General features: G+C 70.1%; 19 protein-coding genes. 12 read left to right on the top strand and 7 right to left on the bottom strand.

The features are described 5' to 3' along the window. Positions 1 to 10: 10 nt before the first annotated feature. Positions 11 to 1,132, bottom strand: coding sequence for a LysM domain-containing protein (locus RHOOR92_RS0112660; RefSeq protein WP_007513526.1), 1,122 nt, complete (start codon positions 1,130 to 1,132; stop codon positions 11 to 13). Between the two features lie 189 nt (positions 1,133 to 1,321). Here RHOOR92_RS0112660 and def point away from each other — a divergent pair, with 189 nt between their 5' ends. The 6 genes from def to RHOOR92_RS0112630 all read left to right on the top strand — a co-directional run bounded on the left by def (position 1,322) and on the right by RHOOR92_RS0112630 (position 8,285). After that, positions 1,322 to 1,831 (top strand): peptide deformylase, encoded by a 510-nt coding sequence (gene def, locus RHOOR92_RS0112655; protein ID WP_027490398.1) that lies wholly within the window; start codon positions 1,322 to 1,324, stop codon positions 1,829 to 1,831. Between the two features lie 11 nt (positions 1,832 to 1,842). Then, on the top strand, positions 1,843 to 2,766 hold the full coding sequence (gene fmt / locus RHOOR92_RS0112650) for a methionyl-tRNA formyltransferase (protein WP_027490397.1): 924 nt from the start codon (positions 1,843 to 1,845) through the stop codon (positions 2,764 to 2,766). Further along, on the top strand, positions 2,766 to 4,067 hold the full coding sequence (gene rsmB / locus RHOOR92_RS0112645; RefSeq protein WP_027490396.1) for a 16S rRNA (cytosine(967)-C(5))-methyltransferase RsmB: 1,302 nt from the start codon (positions 2,766 to 2,768) through the stop codon (positions 4,065 to 4,067). Before fmt ends, rsmB begins: the two co-directional genes overlap by 1 nt. Positions 4,068 to 4,145: 78 nt before the next feature. After that, on the top strand, positions 4,146 to 5,867 hold the full coding sequence (locus tag RHOOR92_RS0112640; protein WP_027490395.1) for a glycosyltransferase family 39 protein: 1,722 nt from the start codon (positions 4,146 to 4,148) through the stop codon (positions 5,865 to 5,867). A gap of 157 nt (positions 5,868 to 6,024) precedes the next feature. Then, on the top strand, positions 6,025 to 7,275 hold the full coding sequence (locus tag RHOOR92_RS0112635) for an O-antigen ligase family protein (protein ID WP_231378389.1): 1,251 nt from the start codon (positions 6,025 to 6,027) through the stop codon (positions 7,273 to 7,275). An 8-nt stretch (positions 7,276 to 7,283) separates the two neighbouring features. After that, the gene (locus tag RHOOR92_RS0112630; RefSeq protein ID WP_027490394.1) at positions 7,284 to 8,285 is read left to right on the top strand and encodes a glycosyltransferase; all 1,002 of its coding nucleotides are present in this window, start codon (positions 7,284 to 7,286) and stop codon (positions 8,283 to 8,285) included. Here the strand turns inward: RHOOR92_RS0112630 and RHOOR92_RS0112625 are convergent. From RHOOR92_RS0112625 to RHOOR92_RS0112615, 3 genes are read right to left on the bottom strand one after another with little or no spacing between them, the layout of a single operon-like run. Further along, positions 8,273 to 9,109: a glycosyltransferase family 2 protein gene (locus RHOOR92_RS0112625; protein ID WP_027490393.1), complete on the bottom strand. Its 837-nt coding sequence runs from the start codon at positions 9,107 to 9,109 to the stop codon at positions 8,273 to 8,275. The two genes, RHOOR92_RS0112630 and RHOOR92_RS0112625, sit on opposite strands and share 13 nt — an antisense overlap. A 10-nt stretch (positions 9,110 to 9,119) precedes the next feature. Continuing rightward, entirely contained in the window at positions 9,120 to 10,046 is a 927-nt protein-coding gene (locus RHOOR92_RS0112620) for a glycosyltransferase family 2 protein (protein ID WP_007513510.1), read from the bottom strand. After that, entirely contained in the window at positions 10,043 to 10,993 is a 951-nt protein-coding gene (locus tag RHOOR92_RS0112615) for a UDP-glucuronic acid decarboxylase family protein (protein ID WP_007513508.1), read from the bottom strand. The genes RHOOR92_RS0112620 and RHOOR92_RS0112615 overlap by 4 nt, the downstream gene beginning before the upstream one ends. Positions 10,994 to 11,166: 173 nt before the next feature. Here RHOOR92_RS0112615 and RHOOR92_RS0112610 point away from each other — a divergent pair, with 173 nt between their 5' ends. From RHOOR92_RS0112610 to RHOOR92_RS0112595, 4 genes are all read left to right on the top strand, one after another. Beyond that, positions 11,167 to 11,982, top strand: a complete 816-nt coding sequence (locus tag RHOOR92_RS0112610; RefSeq protein WP_027490392.1) for a glycosyltransferase family 2 protein — start codon at positions 11,167 to 11,169, stop codon at positions 11,980 to 11,982. Further along, the gene (locus RHOOR92_RS0112605) at positions 11,982 to 13,025 is read left to right on the top strand and encodes a CDP-glycerol glycerophosphotransferase family protein (RefSeq protein ID WP_027490391.1); all 1,044 of its coding nucleotides are present in this window, start codon (positions 11,982 to 11,984) and stop codon (positions 13,023 to 13,025) included. Before RHOOR92_RS0112610 ends, RHOOR92_RS0112605 begins: the two co-directional genes overlap by 1 nt. Before the next feature lie 79 nt (positions 13,026 to 13,104). Further along, positions 13,105 to 14,835: a glycosyltransferase family 39 protein gene (locus RHOOR92_RS0112600; RefSeq protein WP_231378388.1), complete on the top strand. Its 1,731-nt coding sequence runs from the start codon at positions 13,105 to 13,107 to the stop codon at positions 14,833 to 14,835. After that, the gene (locus RHOOR92_RS0112595) at positions 14,832 to 15,152 is read left to right on the top strand and encodes a tetratricopeptide repeat protein (protein ID WP_027490389.1); all 321 of its coding nucleotides are present in this window, start codon (positions 14,832 to 14,834) and stop codon (positions 15,150 to 15,152) included. Before RHOOR92_RS0112600 ends, RHOOR92_RS0112595 begins: the two co-directional genes overlap by 4 nt. Before the next feature lie 51 nt (positions 15,153 to 15,203). On the opposite strand, the gene RHOOR92_RS0112590 is transcribed toward RHOOR92_RS0112595, so the two are convergent. From RHOOR92_RS0112590 to folB, 3 genes are all read right to left on the bottom strand, one after another. Then, a complete protein-coding gene (locus tag RHOOR92_RS0112590; protein ID WP_007513499.1) occupies positions 15,204 to 16,064 on the bottom strand; it encodes a DUF6159 family protein in 861 nt (286 codons plus the stop codon). A gap of 74 nt (positions 16,065 to 16,138) precedes the next feature. Continuing rightward, positions 16,139 to 16,627 (bottom strand): 2-amino-4-hydroxy-6-hydroxymethyldihydropteridine diphosphokinase, encoded by a 489-nt coding sequence (gene folK, locus RHOOR92_RS0112585; protein WP_015449024.1) that lies wholly within the window; start codon positions 16,625 to 16,627, stop codon positions 16,139 to 16,141. Further along, positions 16,627 to 16,986, bottom strand: coding sequence for a dihydroneopterin aldolase (gene folB / locus RHOOR92_RS0112580; RefSeq protein WP_007513495.1), 360 nt, complete (start codon positions 16,984 to 16,986; stop codon positions 16,627 to 16,629). The genes folK and folB overlap by 1 nt, the downstream gene beginning before the upstream one ends. Positions 16,987 to 17,083: 97 nt before the next feature. On the opposite strand from folB, the gene dbpA reads away from it, so the two are divergent. Both dbpA and RHOOR92_RS0112570 read left to right on the top strand, forming a co-directional pair. Further along, complete coding sequence (gene dbpA / locus RHOOR92_RS0112575) at positions 17,084 to 18,463, top strand: ATP-dependent RNA helicase DbpA (protein ID WP_027490388.1); 1,380 nt, start codon at positions 17,084 to 17,086, stop codon at positions 18,461 to 18,463. 27 nt (positions 18,464 to 18,490) lie between these two features. After that, positions 18,491 to 19,270, top strand: coding sequence for a glutaminyl-peptide cyclotransferase (locus tag RHOOR92_RS0112570; RefSeq protein WP_027490387.1), 780 nt, complete (start codon positions 18,491 to 18,493; stop codon positions 19,268 to 19,270). Positions 19,271 to 19,279: the final 9 nt, after the last annotated feature.

The raw sequence follows: 19,279 nt of genomic DNA, 5'->3' as shown, positions 1-19,279 counted from the left end.
TTGCCGGCACTTACTCCGGCATGACCAGGCGGGCGCCGACGTGCACCGGCCGCAGGCCATCCATCACCAGGCCGTAGCTGACCCGGTCGAAGGTGCGGAACACCATCACGTGGCCGATGTACTCGTCGGGCAATTTGACCTTCTCGCCCACGCCGCGCCGCCAGCTGTTGCTGGCCACGTCGTCGTGGATCGTCTCGCCGGGCTGCATCATCGTGTAAGTCTGGCCATTCTCGACGCCGTCCTTCGCGCCGATCGACAACATCACCACCTGGCGCGGACCGGCCGCATCCATCGCGTCGGCGAAGCCGATCACCTTGGCATTGGCCGGCACCGACTTCGGCGCATGCGGGTAGTAGTAGGCGTCGTACGGCGACTCGTCCAGCGGCATGATGCGGTCGCCGCTGCGGATTTCCTGGGTGGCGCCGAGCAGCAGCAGCGTCGCCGGGTCGCCCGTGCGCAGCGTCTCGGCGGTGCCGATCACGCTGACCTCGACGCCGAGGTCGTCGCCCTTGCCGTAGTGGCCGTCGTTGCGGGAATCCTCGCGCCACGGCGCATTGACCATCGCCGCGTTGCTGTCCAGGTCGTGCGCGACCAGGTCGGCGCTGGCCGCGTCACCCTGGTCGAAGCCGCGGAACACGTGGCTGGGCCGCACGATCGCCCAGCGCTGGCCGGCCTCGCCCTGCAGGCCGCGCACATAGATGTTCTGGCCGACCGCGCCACGCAGGCGCGCTTCCTCGAGGCCGACCACGTACGGCGCGGAGCTGACCGCATTCGAGTCCATCACCCGCATGTCCTTCAGGAACATCTTCAGCTCGGACAGCGGGATCGCCGGCACCGCCTCGCCCTCGCGATGCACGCTCGGCTGCAGGCCCAGGCGCGGCCCGTTGATGAAGGACAGGTTGAGCACGTCGCCGGGGTAGATCAGGTGCGGATTGCGCACCTGCGGATTGGCCTGCCAGATTTCCGGCCACAGCCACGGTTTGGACAGGAACTTGGCGGAGATGTCCCAGAGCGTGTCGCCCCGACGCACGGTATAGCTGTCGGGATGATCGGCCCGCAGTTGCGCACCGGCCGCATAGACGGCCACGGTGACCAGCATGCCGGCCAGCAACACGATAATTTTCTTGATCATTGGCGGGAATCCCCCTTCCCCAGATGCTCGGCCGAGTGTAACCGAATGGTTAATGCGCGCAACAGGCGCGAGTTGGCAAAAATCGTCTGTACTCGGGCGCTTGCCGACGTACAATAAGACACATTCTAGATGGCGCCGCGGGTGGTTTTTTACCAAATCGCCCGCACTTTCGGCGCCGAGGTGATGCCTGTGTCCATCCTTTCCATCCTTGAATTCCCCGACCCCCGGCTGCGCACCCGTGCCGCGCCGGTGAGCGTGTTCGACGCGAAGCTGAAGCAGTTCGTCGCCGACATGTTCGAGACCATGTACGCCGCCAACGGCGTCGGCCTGGCCGCCACCCAGGTCAACGTGCACCAGCGCGTGCTGGTGATCGATATGAGCGAGGAGCGCAACCAGCCGCTGGTGCTGATCAACGCCGAGATCGTGGAGAAGGACGGCGCCCAGGTCTACCAGGAGGGCTGCCTGTCCTTCCCCGGCCTGTACGCCGACGTGACCCGCGCGCTGAGGGTGAGGGTGAAGGCGCAGGACGTCGACGGCAAGGACGTCGTCCACGAGGCCGAAGGCCCGCTGGCGGTGGCCGTGCAGCACGAGATGGACCACCTGGAAGGCAAGGTGTTCGTGGATTACCTCTCCCCGCTGAAACGTTCGCTGCTGCTGAAGCGCCTGGACAAACAGCGCAAGCAGGCGGCCAGCGCTTGAGCGGCCGGCGCCTGCGGGTCGTCTTCGCCGGCACCCCCGAGTTCTCCGTCCCTTGTCTCGAGGCCTGCCGTGCCAGCGGCGCCGAGGTGGTGGCCGTCTATACCCAGCCCGACCGCCCCGCCGGCCGCGGTCGCCAGCTCGCGGAGAGTCCGGTGAAACGGGCCGCGCTGGCCGCCGGCCTCGCGGTCGAGCAGCCCGAATCGCTGAAACCCGCCGAGGTACAGCAGCGGCTCGCCGACTACCGTCCCGACCTGCTGGTGGTGGTGGCCTACGGCCTGATCCTGCCGCGCAAGGTGCTGGCGATTCCGCGCCTCGGCTGCTGGAACGTGCACGCCAGCGTGCTGCCGCGCTGGCGCGGCGCCGCGCCGATCCAGCGCGCGATCCTGGCCGGCGATGCCGAGAGCGGCGTCGACCTGATGCGGATGGAGGCGGGTCTGGATACCGGCCCGGTGCTGCTCGAACGGCGCACGCCGATCGGCCGCGACGACACCGGCGGCTCGCTGCACGACCGCCTCGCCACGCTGGGCGCGGAGGTGCTGGCCGAGGGCCTGCGCCGCACGCTGGCCGGCGAGACACTGGCCGCCACGCCGCAGCCGGAAACCGGCGTGACCTACGCACACAAGCTGGACAAGGCCGAGGCGAAGCTCGATTTCAGCCGCCCCGCGATCGAACTGGAGCGCCAGGTGCGCGCGTTCGACCCGTGGCCGGTGGCCGCAGGCGAGATCGCCGGCGAACCGCTGCGGATCTGGGCCGCCCGCGCGATCGAGGCGGACCACCACGCCGCGCCGGGCAGCGTGCTGGCCGCCGGGCGCGACGGCATCGACCTCGCCTGCGGGCAGGGCGCGCTGCGCGTCAGCGCGGTGCAGCGCGCCGGCGGCAGGCGTATCGGCGCGACCGACTACCTCAACGCCCGTCCCGAATTGCGGCGCGGCTGATGAAGGCCGACACCCGCGCGCTGGCCGCCAAAGGGCTCGCCGAGGTGGCCCTGCGCGGCGCCTCGCTGCGCGACGTGATGGAGCGTTCCGCGCCCAGGCTGGCCGACCCACGCGACCGCGCCCTGCTGATGGCTCTGCTCAGCGAAGGCGCGCGCTGGTGGCTGCGTTTCGATCCGGCGGTCGACGGCCTGCTGGAAAAATCGCTGCGGCACAAGGACCCGGCCGTGCACGCGCTGCTGGTGCTGGGACTGGTCCAGTTGGAGATCCTCGAACTTGCGGCCTACGCCGCGGTGGCCGCCACGGTCGAGGCGGTGCGCGCGCTCAAGCGGCCGCAACTGGCCGGCCTGGTCAACGCCGTGCTGCGGCGCTGGCAGCGCGAACGCGAAAGCCTGCTGGCGAAACTCGATGCCCGGCCGCAGACCCGCCACGCGCACCCGGCCTGGCTGGCCGCGGCGCTTGCGCGCGACTGGCCGCTGCAGGCCGAGGCGGTGATGGCCGCCGACAACGCCGAACCGCCGCTGATGCTGCGTGTCAACCGCCGGCGCAGCACGCGCGAGGCGCTGCTCGCCCGGCTGCAGACCGCTGGCTACACCGCCACTGCGCATCCGTGGCTGAGCGACGCGCTGGTGCTGCCGCACAGCAGCGATGTCACCCGCCTGCCCGGCTTCGAGGATGGCCTGTTCGCGGTGCAGGACGGCGCCGCGCAAGCAGCTGCCGACCTGGCCGACCTGCACGACGACCTGCGCGTGCTGGATGCCTGCGCCGCCCCCGGCGGCAAGGCCTGCCACCTGCTCGAACGCGCCGACATCGACCTCACCGCGCTGGAGTTCGACGCGCCGCGCGCCGAACGCATCCGCCAGAACCTGATGCGTCTGCGCCTGGACGCGAAAATCGTGGTCGGCGACGCCGGCGCGCCGAAGGGCTGGTGGAAGGGTCGGCCGTTCGACCGCATCCTGCTCGACGCGCCGTGCTCGGCCAGCGGCGTGCTGCGCCGCCGGCCGGACGTGCGCTTGCACCGGCGCGAGAGCGACATCACCGCGATGCACGCACAGCAGCGTCGCCTCCTGTCCGCGCTGTGGCCGCTGCTGGCGCCGGGCGGGCGGCTGCTCTACGTCACCTGCTCGGTGCTGCGCGCGGAGAACGAGGCGATCGTCGGCGAACTGCTCGCGGCACAAACCGATGCGCAGGCGCTGGCGTTCACCCTGCCGGCGGGCCAGCCCGCTGCGCTGGGCTGGCAGATCCTGCCCGGCGACGGCGACCTCGACGGCATGTACTACGCGGTGCTGCAAAAGTCCCGCTGAGCCCTCCATGAGGTCGGCATACCACCGCCGGGCTATGCTTGGCACTCCCCCGACCCCCGCCGACGGAACGCCCCACCCGTGAATCCCTGCGCATCCTTGTCCCATGCGCGCCCGCTGTGGCTGCGCAGCGCCCGCGCGGAGCTGCTGCTGTTCGGCGTGTTCGCGCTGCTGCTGCTCGGCCTCGGCATCGGCTTGCGCGACCCGTGGCCGTCCGACGAACCGCGCTTCGCGCTGGTGGCGCAGTGGATGGTCGAGCACGGCCAGTGGCTGTTCCCGCACCGTGGCCACGAGCTGTACCCGGACAAGCCGCCGGTGTTCATGTGGCTGCAGGCGCTCAGCTACTACCTCACCCACCACTGGCGCATCGCCTTCCTGCTGCCCTCGCTGCTCGCCGCGCTGGGCGCGCTGGCGCTGGTCTACGACCTGGCACGCCGGCTGTGGAACCACCGCAGCGCGCTGCTGGCCGCGGCCACGCTGCTGGTCACCATCCACTTCACCTACCAGATGCGCAATGCGCAGATCGACCCGCTGCTGCTGGGCTGGATCACCCTGGCCAACTACGGCCTGCTGCGCCACCTGCTGCTGGGGCCGTCGTGGCGCTGGTTCGCCGTGGGATGCTTCTTCGCCGGCCTGGGCGTGGCGACCAAGGGCGTCGGCGTGCTGGCGCTCTTGATGCTGCTGCCGTACCTGGTCGCGCGCCGCGGCCACTGGCGCCAGTTGGCGCTGCCGGTCGGCGGCTGGCGCTGGGCCGGCGGCCTGGCGCTGTTCTTCGTGCCGATCCTGGGTTGGCTGCTGCCGATGCTGCTGGTCGCCCATGCCGACGGCGATCCGCAGCACGCCGCGTACGTGCAGAACATCCTGTTCGGGCAGACCGTGCACCGCTACGCCACGCCGACCGGACACCTCCACTCGCCGTTCTACTTCCTCGGCATCATCGTCGTCGACTGGCTGCCGCTGTCGCTGCTGCTGCCATGGGCGCTGCCGGCATGGTGGCGCCGGCTGCAGCGGCGCGACGCGCGCTTCCTGCTGCCGCTGGGCTGGATCGTGCTGATGTTGCTGTTCTTCTCGTTCAGCCCGGGCAAGCGCGACGTCTACATCCTGCCGGCGCTGCCGATGACCGCGCTGGCGCTGGCACCGCTGCTGCCCGGCCTGCTGCGCCGGCGCGGCGTGCGCCTCGCGGTGTGCGCGCTGACCGTGCTGCTGGCCGGCGCGCTGACCGCCGCCGCCGCGCTGGCGATCCATCGTCATCCGGCCTGGGCGGTGAAGATCGAGCAGAGTCTCGATCCACAGATCTGGTGGATGCTGCTGGCCATCGGCGCGACTGGCCTGGTCATCGTGGCGCTGACCCGGGTGCGCCGCGCGCCGCTGGGCTGGCTGCTGTTCGCCGGTGTGCTGTGGAGCGTGTATGGGCTGTGGGGCTATCCGATGCTCAACGGTGACCGCTCGGCGCGCGACGTGATGGTGCAGGCGCGCGCCATGGCCGGCCCCGACGCCACCATCGGCCTGCTCGCCTGGAAGGAGCAGAACCTGCTGATGGCCGCGGGGCCGGTCGCCGAGTTCGGCTTCCTGAAACCGTGGCCGCAGCAATATGCCGAGGCGATCGCCTGGCAGCGGCAGGACCCGGCGCATCGCTGGATCTTCAGCCTCGACGAGGCGATGGGCGCCTGCGTGGACCGCCATCGCGCCACCTACGTCGGCCACGCCAACCGCCGCGAGTGGTGGATGTTCCAGGCCAACGCGGTGGTGCCCGGCTGCGTGCCCGGCGCCAGCGCGGACCCGCAGGCCGACGACACGCTCTGAACAAAAGCGCAGCACCCATTCACGACACGCCCACGGAACGGCACACATGGAAGATGAACCTTCGCGTTACGATGCGGCGCGCGCATGCCAAGTCGAGGACGCTGGCCCGCTAGCATGGCCGGACAGGGATTACACGTTGCTTCGACAGGTTTCTCGCGTGCGCGCTCACCCCGCTTCATGGCAGCTCTGGACCGCTTCGCTGCTGCTGGCAGTCATGCCGCTGTGTTTCGCCGTATCCGGGCGCTTCAAGAGCCTGCCGATGGCCCTGCTGTTCGTGACCGGCGTGGTCCTGCTGGCCACGCGGGCGGAGAGTCGGCAGGCCTGGCGACTGGCCTGGCCGGTCATCGCCGTCTGCATGCTGCGCCTGCTGTATGACATCGGCAACTTCCTGAGCCACCGGCTCGACTGGTCCACCCTCGACCTGCCGGCGCAGACCCTGCTGTTCCTGGGCATCGCGGCCGTGTTCACGCTGCCGCTGAAGCAGCGCGTGATCGCGCTTGGCTTCAGCCTGACCGCCGTGCTGCTGGGTGCGGCGAGCCTGTACCAGCGCTACGCGCTGGGTGTCGACCGCCCCTACGGATTGAACGGCGGCGACTGGGCCGCGGTCGAGTTTGCGATGTACCTGCTGGTGCTGGTGCTGCTGGCGATGCTGCAGGCGTTGCGGCCGGACACCCGGCGCGGCGACCGCTGGCTGCACGTCGCCGCCGTGGCGGTCGGCCTGTACGGCGCGGTGCTGACCCAGAGCCGCGGCCCGCTGCTGTCGTTCGCCCCGGTCTACCTGGGGCTGATGCTGTGGCATGCGATGCGTTCGCGGCACTGGCGCCGCGTGCTGGTGCTGTTCGCGGCAACCGTGCTCGGCATGCTGGCGGTCACCGCCACGCTGCACCGGGAACTGGTCGAACGGCTGACCGATGTCCCGGCCGAGATCGCCAGTTACGACACCGGCGGCGACAGCAACGGCAGCGCCGTCGGCGAACGGCTGGAAATGTGGCGCACCGCATGGCAGGCCTTCAGCGAGCATCCGCTGGCCGGCATCGGCCTGGACCAGTTCGGCGTCTATGTGCGCGAACAGGCCGCTGCGGGCAATGCCAGCCCGCTGATCGCCAAGTATGTGCACCCACACAGCGAATACCTCGAATCGATGGTAGCCGGCGGCCTGCCCGCGCTGCTGGTGCTGCTGCTGTTCCTCGCCGTGCCGCTGGGCTTTTTTGCCCGCCAGCTCGGCCATCCGCGGGAGCCGGTCGCCGCGGCGGCGGCGGCCGGGGTGATGGTGATCGGCATGTACGCCCTGTGTGCGTTCGGCGACAACGTGTTCTATCGGGCCATGCCGCAATCGCTCTATCTGTTCCTCGTGCTGGGCCTGGCCGTCGGCATCGGCCGTCTGCAGCGCAACGCTCCATCCTGCTGACGCCTGCCATGGCCCGCATCAATCTGCTTGCATGGGACAACCAGCGCGGTCTCAGCCACGACATCCGGCTGCTGTCCGCGGCCCTGGTCGCGCTCGGTCATCAGGTCCAGGTGACCCGGCTCGGCCCGCACCGGCACGATGGCCGCCGCAAGGTATGGCTGGCGCATGCGCGCATGTGGTGGCAACGGCTGCGCCACGCCGACCGGCACGCCACGCTGTACGACTTCAACATCGCACTGGAGCACGTGCGTCCGGACTGGTTCGGGCTGGCGCGGCGGAACCTGCTGGTGCCAAACCCGGAATGGCTGTCGCCACGCAGCCAGCGCTACCTGGCTCGCCACGACGCGATCCTGTGCAAGACCCGGCATGCGGTCGGGCTGTTCGCCGCCCGCGGCTGCCGCGCGCTGTACATCGGCTTTCGCAGCACCGACTGCCTGCAGCCGGAAATTCCGCGGCAGCCGACCTTCCTGCACCTGGCCGGCGCCAGCCGCATGAAGGGCACGCAGCGCCTGCTGGCGCTATGGCAGCGGCACCCGGAATGGCCGAAGCTGCTGGTGCTGCAGTCGCCGCGCACCGCCACCCCGCTGACTGCGCCGGTGCCGGCCAACATCGAACACCGGATCGGCTATCCGGGCGACGTGCGCGAGATCCGCCGGCTGCAGAACGCGCACCTGTTCCACCTGTGCCTGTCGGAGACCGAGGGCTGGGGTCACTACCTGGTCGAGGCGATGAGTTGCGGCGCGGTGGTAGTCAGCTGCGACGCACCGCCGATGAACGAGCTGGTCACCCCGGCACGCGGCGTCCTGATCGGCGCCAGCGACGCCGGGCCGTTCAACCTGAGCACGCTGCATCGCTTCGACGAGGCGGCGCTGGAAGCGGCCATCGAACGCCTGCTGGCGATGCCCGGGCACGAACGCGCGGCGCTGGGTGTCCAGGCGCGGGCCTGGTTCGAGTCGAACGAAGCGAGCTTCGCCGCGCGGCTGGATGCCGCCTTGCGTCAGCTCGGCTGAGCGGCGAGCGCGCGCAGGTCCGGCGGCGGATCGGCGAACTCGCCCAGGTGCTGCTCGACGCCGCGCTCGCAACGCAGCAGCCGGTACGTCCGCGTTTCGTCCACGATGCGGTCGTTCGGATTGTCGACGACGTGCTTGCGGGTGGGATGGTACAGGTGCGTCGCCAGCGCGCTGAAGCGCAGCTCGCGCCGGAGCAGGCCCGCATGGAAGGCGCGCAGGGCCAACTCGGTATCCTCGCGGCCCCAACCGGTCATCGCCTCGTTGAAGCCGTTCAGGCGCAGCAGGTCGTCGCGCCAGAACGCCATGTTGCAGCTCTTGATGCCGCGTTGCTTGGTGCCGGGCCGGGCATACCAGCGCGCCAGCCACGGCAGGCGCAGGGTGTGCCGGCGCCGCTCGATGCCGCGGCCGAAGAAGCCCGGCAGCGCCACGCCCTCCAGCAGGCGGCGGGTCAGCGCGGCGTCGGTCAGCACGCGCGAGCCCTGCACGAAGCAGCCGCGGCGCGCGAACGCGCGATGGTCGGCGACGAAGTGCGGCTCGGCGACCATGTCGCCGTCGAGCAGGATCACGTAGTCGCCCTGCGCGGCGGCGATCGCGCGGTTGCGCGCGCGGCTCATGCGCGCGCCATCGTCCGGCTGCCACAGGTGCACCAGGCGCACCGGGTAGTCCGCGGCGATGCGCTCCAGCAGTTCGCGCGTGGCCGGCTGCGAGCCGTCGTCGGTGACGATCACCTCGTGCGGCAGCTCGCTCTGCGCGGCCAGCGCGCGCAGCACCCGCGCCAGCGCGGTGGGCCAGTTGTAGGTGATCACGGCGACGCTGATGCGCACGGCGGCGGGCTCAGTCCGTCGCCGGCACGTGCCGGCGTGGCCGGATGGCCGACCACAGGATCGACGCGGCACGCTGCTGGTTGCGCAGCCACGAGCCGTGGCGCAGGCGCGCCAGCTTCGCGTAGTGCCGGGCCTCGCGCCACGAGGGGTCGGGCTTGGTGCGGAACTCGTGCTTGACGCTCTCCAGGCAGCGCTCGTCCAGGCCAATGTTCCGGGCGTAGATCTCGATCAGGCAGCGCGAGCGGAACCGGTTGAGGTAGGTCGTGGCCGCCGTCTGCCGGCCCCACCAGCCGTTGTTGCCATGGATGCGGTAATGCACCGCGCCGGTGCGCAGGTAGTACTTGTGCGCGCCCAGCACGCTGGCGCCGAACACCAGGCAGTTGTCGGCGGACAGCCGCCAGGTCTGGCCCAGCTCCGCCGGCAGCTCCAGCGTGCGGCGCGCCCACAGCGCGCGCATCGACAACGCCGAGGTCGGCGCGCCGTACCAGTGCATCAGCACGTAGGTGCTGATCGCGGTGAAGCCGAGGTCGCGCGAACACGCGGCGTAACCCATCCAGCGCTGCTGGTCGCCGAACAGCTGCATGTCGGAGAACACGAAGTCGACATCGCGGCGGCTGTCGTAGAGTTCGCCCAGGCGCGCCAGGTAGTCCGGCTCCCAGCGGTCGTCAGCGTCGAGGAAGCAGACCACGTCGGCGCGGGCCTGCGCCACGCCGCGCTGGAACGCGACCAGCTGGCCGCCATTCTCGCCGCACAGCAGGGTCACCCGCGGGTCGGCGCCGTAGCGTTCGCGCAGATACGCCGGCGTGCCGTCGGTGGAGCCGTCGTCGACCACGATGACCTGCATCGGCGCGCGGCTCTGCGCCAGCGCGCTGTCGACCGCCGTGCCGACGAAGCCGCGATAGTTGTAGCTGGTGATGACGACCGCGAAGCTGGTCATGCCGCCGCACCGTCCTGCAGCAGGCGGCGGAAGTAGCCGATGGTCTCCTGCAGGCCGTCCTCCAGCGCCACCGTCGGCTGCCAGCCGAGCCGCTCGCGGGCCACGCCGATGTCGGGCTGGCGCTGGCGCGGGTCGTCCGACGGCAGCGGCCGGTACACCAGCTTCGAGCGGCCGCCGACCAGGGCGATCACCTTCTCGGCCAGCTCCAGCATGGTGTGTTCGACCGGGTTGCCGATGTTCACCGGACCGGTGAAGCCGCGCTCGGATTCCATCATGCGCACGATCGCCTCGATCAGGTCGTCGACGTAGCAGAAGCTGCGCGTCTGGCTGCCGTCGCCGTAGATGGTGATGTCCTCGCCGCGCAGTGCCTGCATGATGAAGTTGCTGACCACCCGGCCGTCGTTCGGGTGCATGCGCGGGCCGTAGGTGTTGAAGATGCGCACCACCTTGATGTCGAGGTCGTGCTGGCGGTAGTAGTCGAAGAACAGCGTCTCGGCGCAGCGCTTGCCCTCGTCGTAGCAGCTGCGGATGCCGATCGGATTGACCCGGCCCCAGTAACCCTCGACCTGCGGGTGCACTTCCGGGTCGCCGTACACCTCGCTGGTGGAGGCCTGCAGGATACGCGCCTTCACCCGCTTGGCCAGGCCCAGCATGTTGATCGCGCCGTGCACGCTGGTCTTGGTGGTCTGCACCGGGTCGTGCTGGTAGTGCACCGGCGAGGCCGGGCAGGCCAGGTTGAAGATGCGCTCCACCTCCACGTACAGCGGGAAGGTCACGTCGTGGCGCATCAGCTCGAAGTACGGGTGGGCGAGCAGGTGCGCGACATTGCGCTTGCTGCCGGTGAAGAAGTTGTCCACGCACAGCACGTCGTGGCCGTCGTGGAGCAGGCGATCGCACAGGTGCGAGCCGAGGAAGCCGGCGCCGCCGGTGACTAGGATCCGTTTCATGCGTTGCCGTAGGGTACCGTTGCGGTAAAGGGAGAGGTGACGCCGGATCCGCTGCTGCCTGACAAATATTGTCATGGATTTCCGTGCAGGGGTGCGACCGGCTTCGCCCGACACGCAACCCGTTCAGTCCGTCGGCCCGCGGGCGCATGCCGGGCTTCGGCTAGAATCCGCCCATGCCCACGTTCCCGCTGACCCTTGCCGTGATCACCCGCAACGAGGCCGGCAGCATCGCGCGCTGCCTGGACAGCGTGCCGTTCGCGGCCGAGAAGCTGGTGGTCGACTCCGGCAGCGAGGACGACACGGTGGCGATCGCGCAGGCGCATGGCGCGCGCGTGGTGCACCAGGACTGGCTGGGCTTCGGCGCGCAACGCAACTTCGCCACCACGCAGTGCGCGCACGACTGGATCCTGGTGCTGGACGCCGACGAATACCTCAGCCCGGCACTCGCCGCCGAGCTGCAGCAGCGCCTGCCGGCACTGATGGACGGCGATGCGCCGGCGGCGTACCTGCGCCGGCGCACGATCTACATGGGGCGACCGATGCGCTGGTACCGCCCGTCGGTGGGCGAGAAGCTGGCGCGGCTGTACCACCGCGGCCGCGCGCGCTGGAGCGACGCGCGGGTGCACGAATCGCTGCGTTTCGACGGCGCCGCGCCGACCCTGCGCGCCCCGTTCGACCACGCCAACAACCCGACCCTGCCGCACAAGCAGCTGAAGGTGCTGCGCTACGCCGAGCTGAAATGCCGCGACTGGCTGGACAAGGGCAAGCCGGTGCGGATGTGGCAGGCACCGTTCGTCTACCTGCTGGCCTTCGTCAAGGACTACCTGTTCCGGCTGGCCTTCCTGGACGGCTGGCGCGGCTTCCTGATCGCGCAGACCGCGGCCAGCTACGCGCTGTACAAGCGCATGCGGTACTACGAGATGGTCAGCCACCCGGAGTCGGTGGCAAGCGCCGCCGACCTGCTCCACCAACACGATATCGACCGCTGATGACCGACCCGAAGCCCGCTCCCAAGCACTACCTGCTGTACGGCTCCGAGCGCTACGCGCTGGCGATCCTGCGCCCGTTGCAGGAAGCCATACGCGCCCGCGGCGCCGAGGCCGCCTGGTTCTTCGACGGCCCCGGCGCGGAGGACATGGTCGCCGGCGAACGCCTGCTGACGGTCGAGGAAGTGCGCGCGTGGAAGCCGCTCGCGGTGATCACCTCGTCCAACGCGGTGCCGCACTTCTTCCCCGGGGTGAAGGTGGAGACCTTCCACGGCTTCGACGCCGGCAAGCCGCGGCACATCTACGTGCGCGGCTTCTTCGACCTGTACTGCACCACCGGCCCGCGCGACACCGCGCAGTTCCAGGCGATCGCCGACAGGGTCGGCCACTTCAGCGTGACCGAGACCGGGTTCCCCAAGCTCGACCCGTTCATGCAGGAGATCAGCGGCCCGCTGCCGCCGGTGCGCCAGCCGCCGGTGATCCTGTACCACTCCACCTTCTCGCCGTCGTGGAGCGCGGCCGAAACGCTGTACGAGGAAGTGAAGCGGCTGTCGCGCGACGGCCGCTGGCGCTGGATCGTCACCTTCCATCCGAAGATGAACCCGGAGACCACCGCGAAGTTCAAGGCGCTGCAGAACGAGTACCTCAGCTTCGCCGAGAACGACAACATTCTGGAGCTGTTCCCGCAGGTCGACCTGATGTGCTCGGACACCTCCTCGGCGCTCAACGAGTTCCTGCTCACCGGCAAGCCGGTGGTGACATTCAAGAACCGCCGGCCCGGCCCGCAGCTGATCGACATCGACGACCCGGCGCAGTTCGAGAGCGCGATCGGGCGCGCGCTGGCGCGGCCGCCGGAACTGCTGCAGGCGATCCGCGAGTACGCCGACGCGATCCACCCCTACCGCGACGGCCGCTCCAGCGAACGCGTGCTGGAGGCGATCGACGCCTTCGTCGCCCGCGGCGCGAAGAATCGCCGGCGCAAACCGTTGAACCTGTGGCGCAAACTGAAGATCCGCCGGCGCATCGGCTACTGGGGCCCGGCCTGAGCCGGGCGCCCGGGGCCGGTTGCCTTGCCGCCGCCTCGCGCAGTCTAGAATCCGTCTCCTGCCCGCTAAGAGCCTGCCCGTGTCATTGAGCCCCTCCTACAGCCGTTACGAACAACTGCGCGCCGTCTGGCCCTGGCTGCCGCTGTGGGCCGCCGTGGCCTTGCTGGCGATCTTCTCGCACGGGCCGATGCCGCTGTATTCCACCCGCACCCTGGCGGTGGCCTGGGAGATGTGGAACCAGGGTCACTGGCTGGTGCCGCACATCAACGGCCAGCCGTACAGCGAGAAGGCGCCGCTGCTGTTCTGGCTGATCCACGCCGGCTGGTTCGCGTTCGGCGTCAGTGACGCGTGGCCGCGCGTGCTCGAGGTGCTGGTAGGCGGCGCGCAGCTGGTGCTGGCCTCGCTGCTGGCGCGGCGGCTGTTCCCGGACCGGCCGTGGATGGCCAAGGCGACGCCGTGGATGCTGCTGGCGTTCGGCTACGCGTTCCTGTTCGGCCTGCAGATCATGTACGACGTGCTGCTGGCCACGTGGGCGCTGGCCGCGCTGCTGTGCCTGACGCCGAGGATGCAGCGGGCCGAGCCGCGCTGGCTGCTGTTCGGCGTGTGCGTGGGCCTGGGGCTGCTGACCAAGGGGCCGGTGATGCTGCTGCACGTGGCCTTCCCCTGGCTGCTCGGCCCGTTGTGGAACGACTGGGCCGACCGCCACCGCGCGCGCTGGTACGGCCGCGGCGCGCTGGCGCTGCTGCTCGGCGGCGCGATGCTGCTGGCGTGGGCGCTGCCGGCCGGGCTCTCCGGCGGCGAGGCGTACCGGCAACGCCTGTTCTTCACTCAGACCGCCGGCCGCGTGGTCGACAAGCTGGCCGCCGGCAAGGACCTGCAGAACCACGCCGAGCCGTTCTGGTTCTACCTGCTGTGGCTGCCGCTGATGCTGTTCCCGTTCAGCGGCTGGCCGCGCATCTGGGTGGCCGTGGCCAGCTTGCGCCGGCCGCTGGAACCCGGCCTGCGCTTCGCGCTGTGCTGGCTGCTGCCCACCTTCGTGGTGTTCTCGCTGATCAGCGGCAAGCAGCTGTACTACCCGCTGCCGGAACTCGCCGGCGCCGCACTGCTGATGGCCGGCGCGATCGCCGTGCTGCGCGAACGCCGGCCGCACCTGGCCGACAACGGCTGGCTCGGCACCTGGCCGCTGGGCGTGGGCGGCATCGCGTTCGCCGTGGCGCTGTTCATGCTGCCGCTGCTGGTGGCGAGCAACCGCCTGCACGGCGAGTGGGTCGATTCGGCGGCGCCGTACAGCCGCTACTTCAGCGTGGTGTTCCTGTTGCTCGGCGGCCTGCTGCTGCTGCGCGGCCGCGGCGAGCTGCGCCGGCTGGCGGTGGCCGGGCTGATCGGTGTACTCGCGCTCAACGCGCTGTTCACGCTGACCTTGTGGTCGCGTTACGACCTGCGCCCGATCGCCCACCTGCTCGGCGCCGCCGAGCAGGCCGGCCACCCGCTCGCCTACACCGGCAACTACGAAGGCCAGTTCCATTTCGAGGGGCGGCTGACCCGGCCGATCAGCGAACTGTTCGGTGACCAGGCCATCCAGGATTTCGCCCGCGCCCACCCGGACGGCGTGATCGTGCTGCACGTGCACCGGCCGGACGCGAACGACCTGCGCTACGCCCTGCTGGCGCAGCCGTTCCGCTCCTCCTGGCTGGTGGCCTGGCCCGCCGTCTCGCTGGCCGACCTGCGCAGCGGCCACACCCCGCCCGAACCCGCGCAGCCGACCCGGGTCTACCCGGCCGACGACTGGCGCTACCGCACCCAGCCATGAGCGCGAAGCTGATCGCCAGCCTGCGCCAACAGTGCGGCGGCCCACGCGACGGCGCGCTGCTGCGTTTCTCGCTGGGCAGCGCGCTGCTGACCGAAGGCGATGCCGGCGCAGCGGTCGACGAACTGCGTCGTGCCGTCGGCTTCGACCCGGCCTATTCGGCGGCGTGGAAACTGCTCGGCAAGGCCTGCCTTGCCCACGGCGACGCAGCGGCCGCCGCCGCGGCCTGGCGCAGCGGCATCGCCGCCGCCGCGCAACGCGGCGACAAGCAGGCCGAGAAGGAAATGGGCGTGTTCCTGCGCCGGCTGGAGAAGCCGTAGACGGGCACCGCGGCAGGCGCGCCCTGCGCGGTTGCAGGTTCGCGCCGCCGACTACCGCTGCTTCGGCGCAAAAGCCTGCTGCAGCAGCGCCTGGTCGAAACCGACGCTGGCCTCGCCCGCTTCCGCGTAACGGTACAACGCGGCCGAGTAGATGCCCTGCAGCGACGCCTGGACCAGCCCGAGCAGGGTCAGCCCCAGCACCACCACGGCCACCGCCAGCACGATCGCCACGGCCGACTGTGACACCACCGCCGCGCCGAGCAGCACCGCACCGAGCAGCACCGCCAGCAGCATCAGCAGGCCGAACACCACGCCGATGCCGCCGTTGCCGATCAGGTTCTCGCCCCAGCTGCGCTTGAGCAGCTCCACGCTGCGTTTCACCGCATCGACCGGGCCCGTGCCCTCGCTGGCCAGCACCGGCACCACCAGGAAGGTGGCCACGGTCCAGGCCAGCCCGATGAAGCCGACCACCAGCCGGCCGATCAGGCCCAGCCGCTCCTGGATCATCCGCAGCAGCAGGCCGACGGTGGCGGCGATCAGCGCGTAGCCGAGGATCTGCGGCAGCCGTGTGCGCGCCAGCGCGAAGCCGGCGCCCACGCTGGCCGGCTCGCCGCGCAGGTGCATCAGCGCCACGCCGGTCAGCGCGGTCTGGAAGAACACGATCACGAAGTACTGCACCAGGTAGAAACCGAACATCAGCAGGTAGGCGCCTGCCGTCATGCCCTGCTCGAAGCGCTGCCCGGCGTGCCCGCCGCCGATCACCATCAACCCGACCGGCACCAGGAAACTGGCCGCCACCAACAGCGTGCACAGCCCCGACAGCAGCGGAAACACCAGCAGCGACTTGTCCGAACGCAACACCGCCGCGCTCGCCTTCAGCAGCGCCCAACTGCGTGCAAATTTGCCGGCCATGCGTATCTCCCCTTCATCCGTGGATCGTGAGCAGCCTTTCTAGCACCCGCCGCACGCGCGCGACAGTGCGCCGCTCAATCCGCCAGTGGCTCGACCTGCAGCGGCTCGCTGGCGGCCGGGAACGCCGCCCACAGCTCGGCCATGCTCCGCCCGCTGACTGGGTGCCGCAACGCCGGCGCGATGTCCGCGATCGGCCGCAGCACGAACGCATACCGCAATTCCTTGCGCGGAATCTGCAGGTGGCCCGGGCCATCGAGCACCAGCGCGTCGTAGAACACGATGTCGACGTCCAGCGTGCGGTCCGCATAGCGCGGCACGTCGCGGCGGCGGCCGTGGCGGTCTTCCAGCGCGTGCAGCCAGTCGTTCAACGCTTCCGGTGGAAGATCGGTATCCAGCCCCACCGCCAGGTTGATGAAATCCGCCCCATCGAAACCCACCGACTTGCTGCGATACGCCGGCGACACCGTGAGCTCGCCGAAACGCTCGCGCAACTCCCTGACGGCCGCAGGCAGGTACTGCTGCGGGTCGAGGTTGGAACCCAGGCTCAGGTAGACCCGTGCCATCAAAGCGTTCGCGTGCCGCGCTCGATGCACACGCCGACCGCCTTCGCGCCGCGCACCGCGCCGGGCTTGGACAGTTTCAGGCGCACCCAGGCCACGCCGAACTCCTCGCGGACGATCGCCGCGCAGCGCTCGGCCAGCGTCTCGACCAGGCCGAAGCCGGACGCCTCCACATAGCCGATCAGGCGCTTGGACACATCCTTGTAGTTCAGCGTGTGCGCGATGTCGTCGCTGGCCGCCGGCACGGTGTTGTCGAACGCCATCTCGATGTCGAACGACAGCGTCTGGCGCACCCGGCGCTCCCAGTCGTAGATGCCGATGACGGCGTCGATGCGCAAGTCTTCGATGAAAACGGTATCCATGGCGGCGATCAGCGAGAGGCGGTAGCCGTACAGGGTCCGCGAGCCGGCCGCCAGATGCAAGCCCGTGCCGCGATGGCCGCCATGCGATCATGTGCGGATGACCGCCTTCAACACGCTCCCGCTCAAACCCGCCCTGCTCGCCAGCGTGGAAACCCTCGGCTACACCGAGATGACCCCGGTGCAGGCGCAGAGCCTGCCGCCGATGCTGGCCGGGCGCGACGTGATCGCGCAGGCGCAGACCGGCAGCGGCAAGACCGCAGCGTTCGGGCTGAGCCTGCTGCAGTCGATCGACGTGGACACGATCCGCCTGCAGGCGCTGGTGCTGTGCCCGACGCGCGAGCTGGCCGACCAGGTCAGCAAGGCGCTCCGCAAGCTGGCCGCGAACATCCCGAACGTGAAGCTGCTGACCCTGTGCGGCGGCATGCCGCTGGGGCCGCAGCTGGCTTCGCTGTCGCACGACCCGCACATCGTGGTCGGCACGCCCGGCCGCGTGCAGGAACACCTCAAGCGCGGCAGCCTGCACGGCGGCGGCATCAAGGTACTGGTGCTGGACGAGGCCGACCGCATGCTCGACATGGGTTTCAGCGAGGCGATCGACGACATCGTCGGGCGTATCGCCAAACATCACCAGACGCTGCTGTTCTCGGCCACCTATCCGGAGGAGATCCGCGCGGTGAGTCAACGCGTGCAGACCGACCCGGTGGTGGTCACGGTGGACGCGCCGGCCGAGCAGAAGCCGGCGATCGAGCAGCAGTTCATCGAGGTCGAGCCCGCACAGAAGCTCGACGCCTTGGCGCAACTGCTTGCCGGCGAGCGCGGACAACACGCGCTGGTGTTCTGCAACATGCGCCGCGACGTCGACGCGGTGGCGCAGGAACTGGACCGCCGCGGCTACTCCGCGCTGGCCCTGCACGGCGACATGGAGCAGCGCGACCGCGACGAGGTGCTGGTGCGCTTCGCCAACAAGAGCTGCAACGTGCTGGTCGCCACCGATGTGGCCGCACGCGGACTGGACATCGCCGCGCTGCCGCTGGTGCTCTGCTACGACGTGGCGCACGACCCGGACACCCACACCCACCGCATCGGCCGCACCGGCCGCGCCGGCGAAACAGGGCTGGCGATCACGCTGTGCACGCCGCGCGAACGGCCGAAGGCGGCGAACATCGAGGAGGCCGGCGGCGTGCCGCTGTCGTGGCGCACGCTGAAAGTGGCGCCGCCGCGCGGCAAGACCCTGCAGCTGGCGCCGATGAAGACACTGGTGATCGACGCCGGCCGCCAGGACAAGCTGCGCCCCGGCGACATCCTCGGCGCGCTCACCGGCGACGCCGGCCTGGACGCGAAGGACATCGGCAAGATCGACGTGTTCGCCACCCGCGCCTACGTGGCGATCGGCCGCGCGCTGGCGACCAAAGCGCTGGAGCGGCTGCGCGCGGGGCGGATCAAGGGCCGCAACTTCCGCGTGCGTCCGCTAGGCTAGGTGCCCCACCCTCCGGAAGCCGACCCGATGCCGCGCTGGTCCATCCGCCTCCTCTCCCTTGCCCTGCTCGCCTGCACCGCCGCCGCGCACGCCGCCGACATCCCGGTCTACGGCTACCGGGTCGTGCATGCTTACCCGCACGACACCGGCGCCTATACCGAGGGACTGTTCTACAAGGATGGTTTCCTCTACGAGAGCACCGGCCAGGTCGGCCAATCGACCGTGCGCAAGGTGGCGCTGGAAACCGGCGAGGTGGTGCAGCGCCAGCGCCTGCCGAAGCAGTATTTCGGCGAGGGTATCGTCGACTGGAAGGACCGCCTGGTGCAGCTCACCTGGCAGAGCGGCACCGGTTTCGTCTACGAACTGGCCAGCTTTACGCCGCAGCGCCGCTTCCGCTACGCGGGCGAGGGCTGGGCGCTGACCCGCGACGACAAGCACCTGTACATGAGCGACGGCACGCCGGTGCTGCGCGTGCTGGATCCGGAAACGCTCGAGGTGATCCGCCGCATCACGGTCACCGCCGACGGCGCACCGGTCACCCACCTCAACGAACTGGAGTGGGTCGACGGCGAGATCTACGCCAACGTGTGGCTGACCGAGCGCATCGCGCGGATCGACCCGGCCAGCGGCCACGTGACGGGCTGGATCGACCTCACCGGTCTGTTCGACAGCAGCCAGCTGCCGAACCCCGAGGACGACGTGCTCAACGGCATCGCCTGGGACGCGGCGCGCCGGCGCCTGTTCGTCACCGGCAAGTGCTGGCCGCAGCTGTTCGAGATCGCGCTGGTGAAGCGGCCCGCACGCTGAAGCCACGTC

This window comes from Rhodanobacter sp. OR92, assembly GCF_000427545.1.
GTDB classification, from domain to species: domain Bacteria; phylum Pseudomonadota; class Gammaproteobacteria; order Xanthomonadales; family Rhodanobacteraceae; genus Rhodanobacter; species Rhodanobacter denitrificans.
This window is presented reverse-complemented; position numbering and strand designations above follow the sequence as displayed.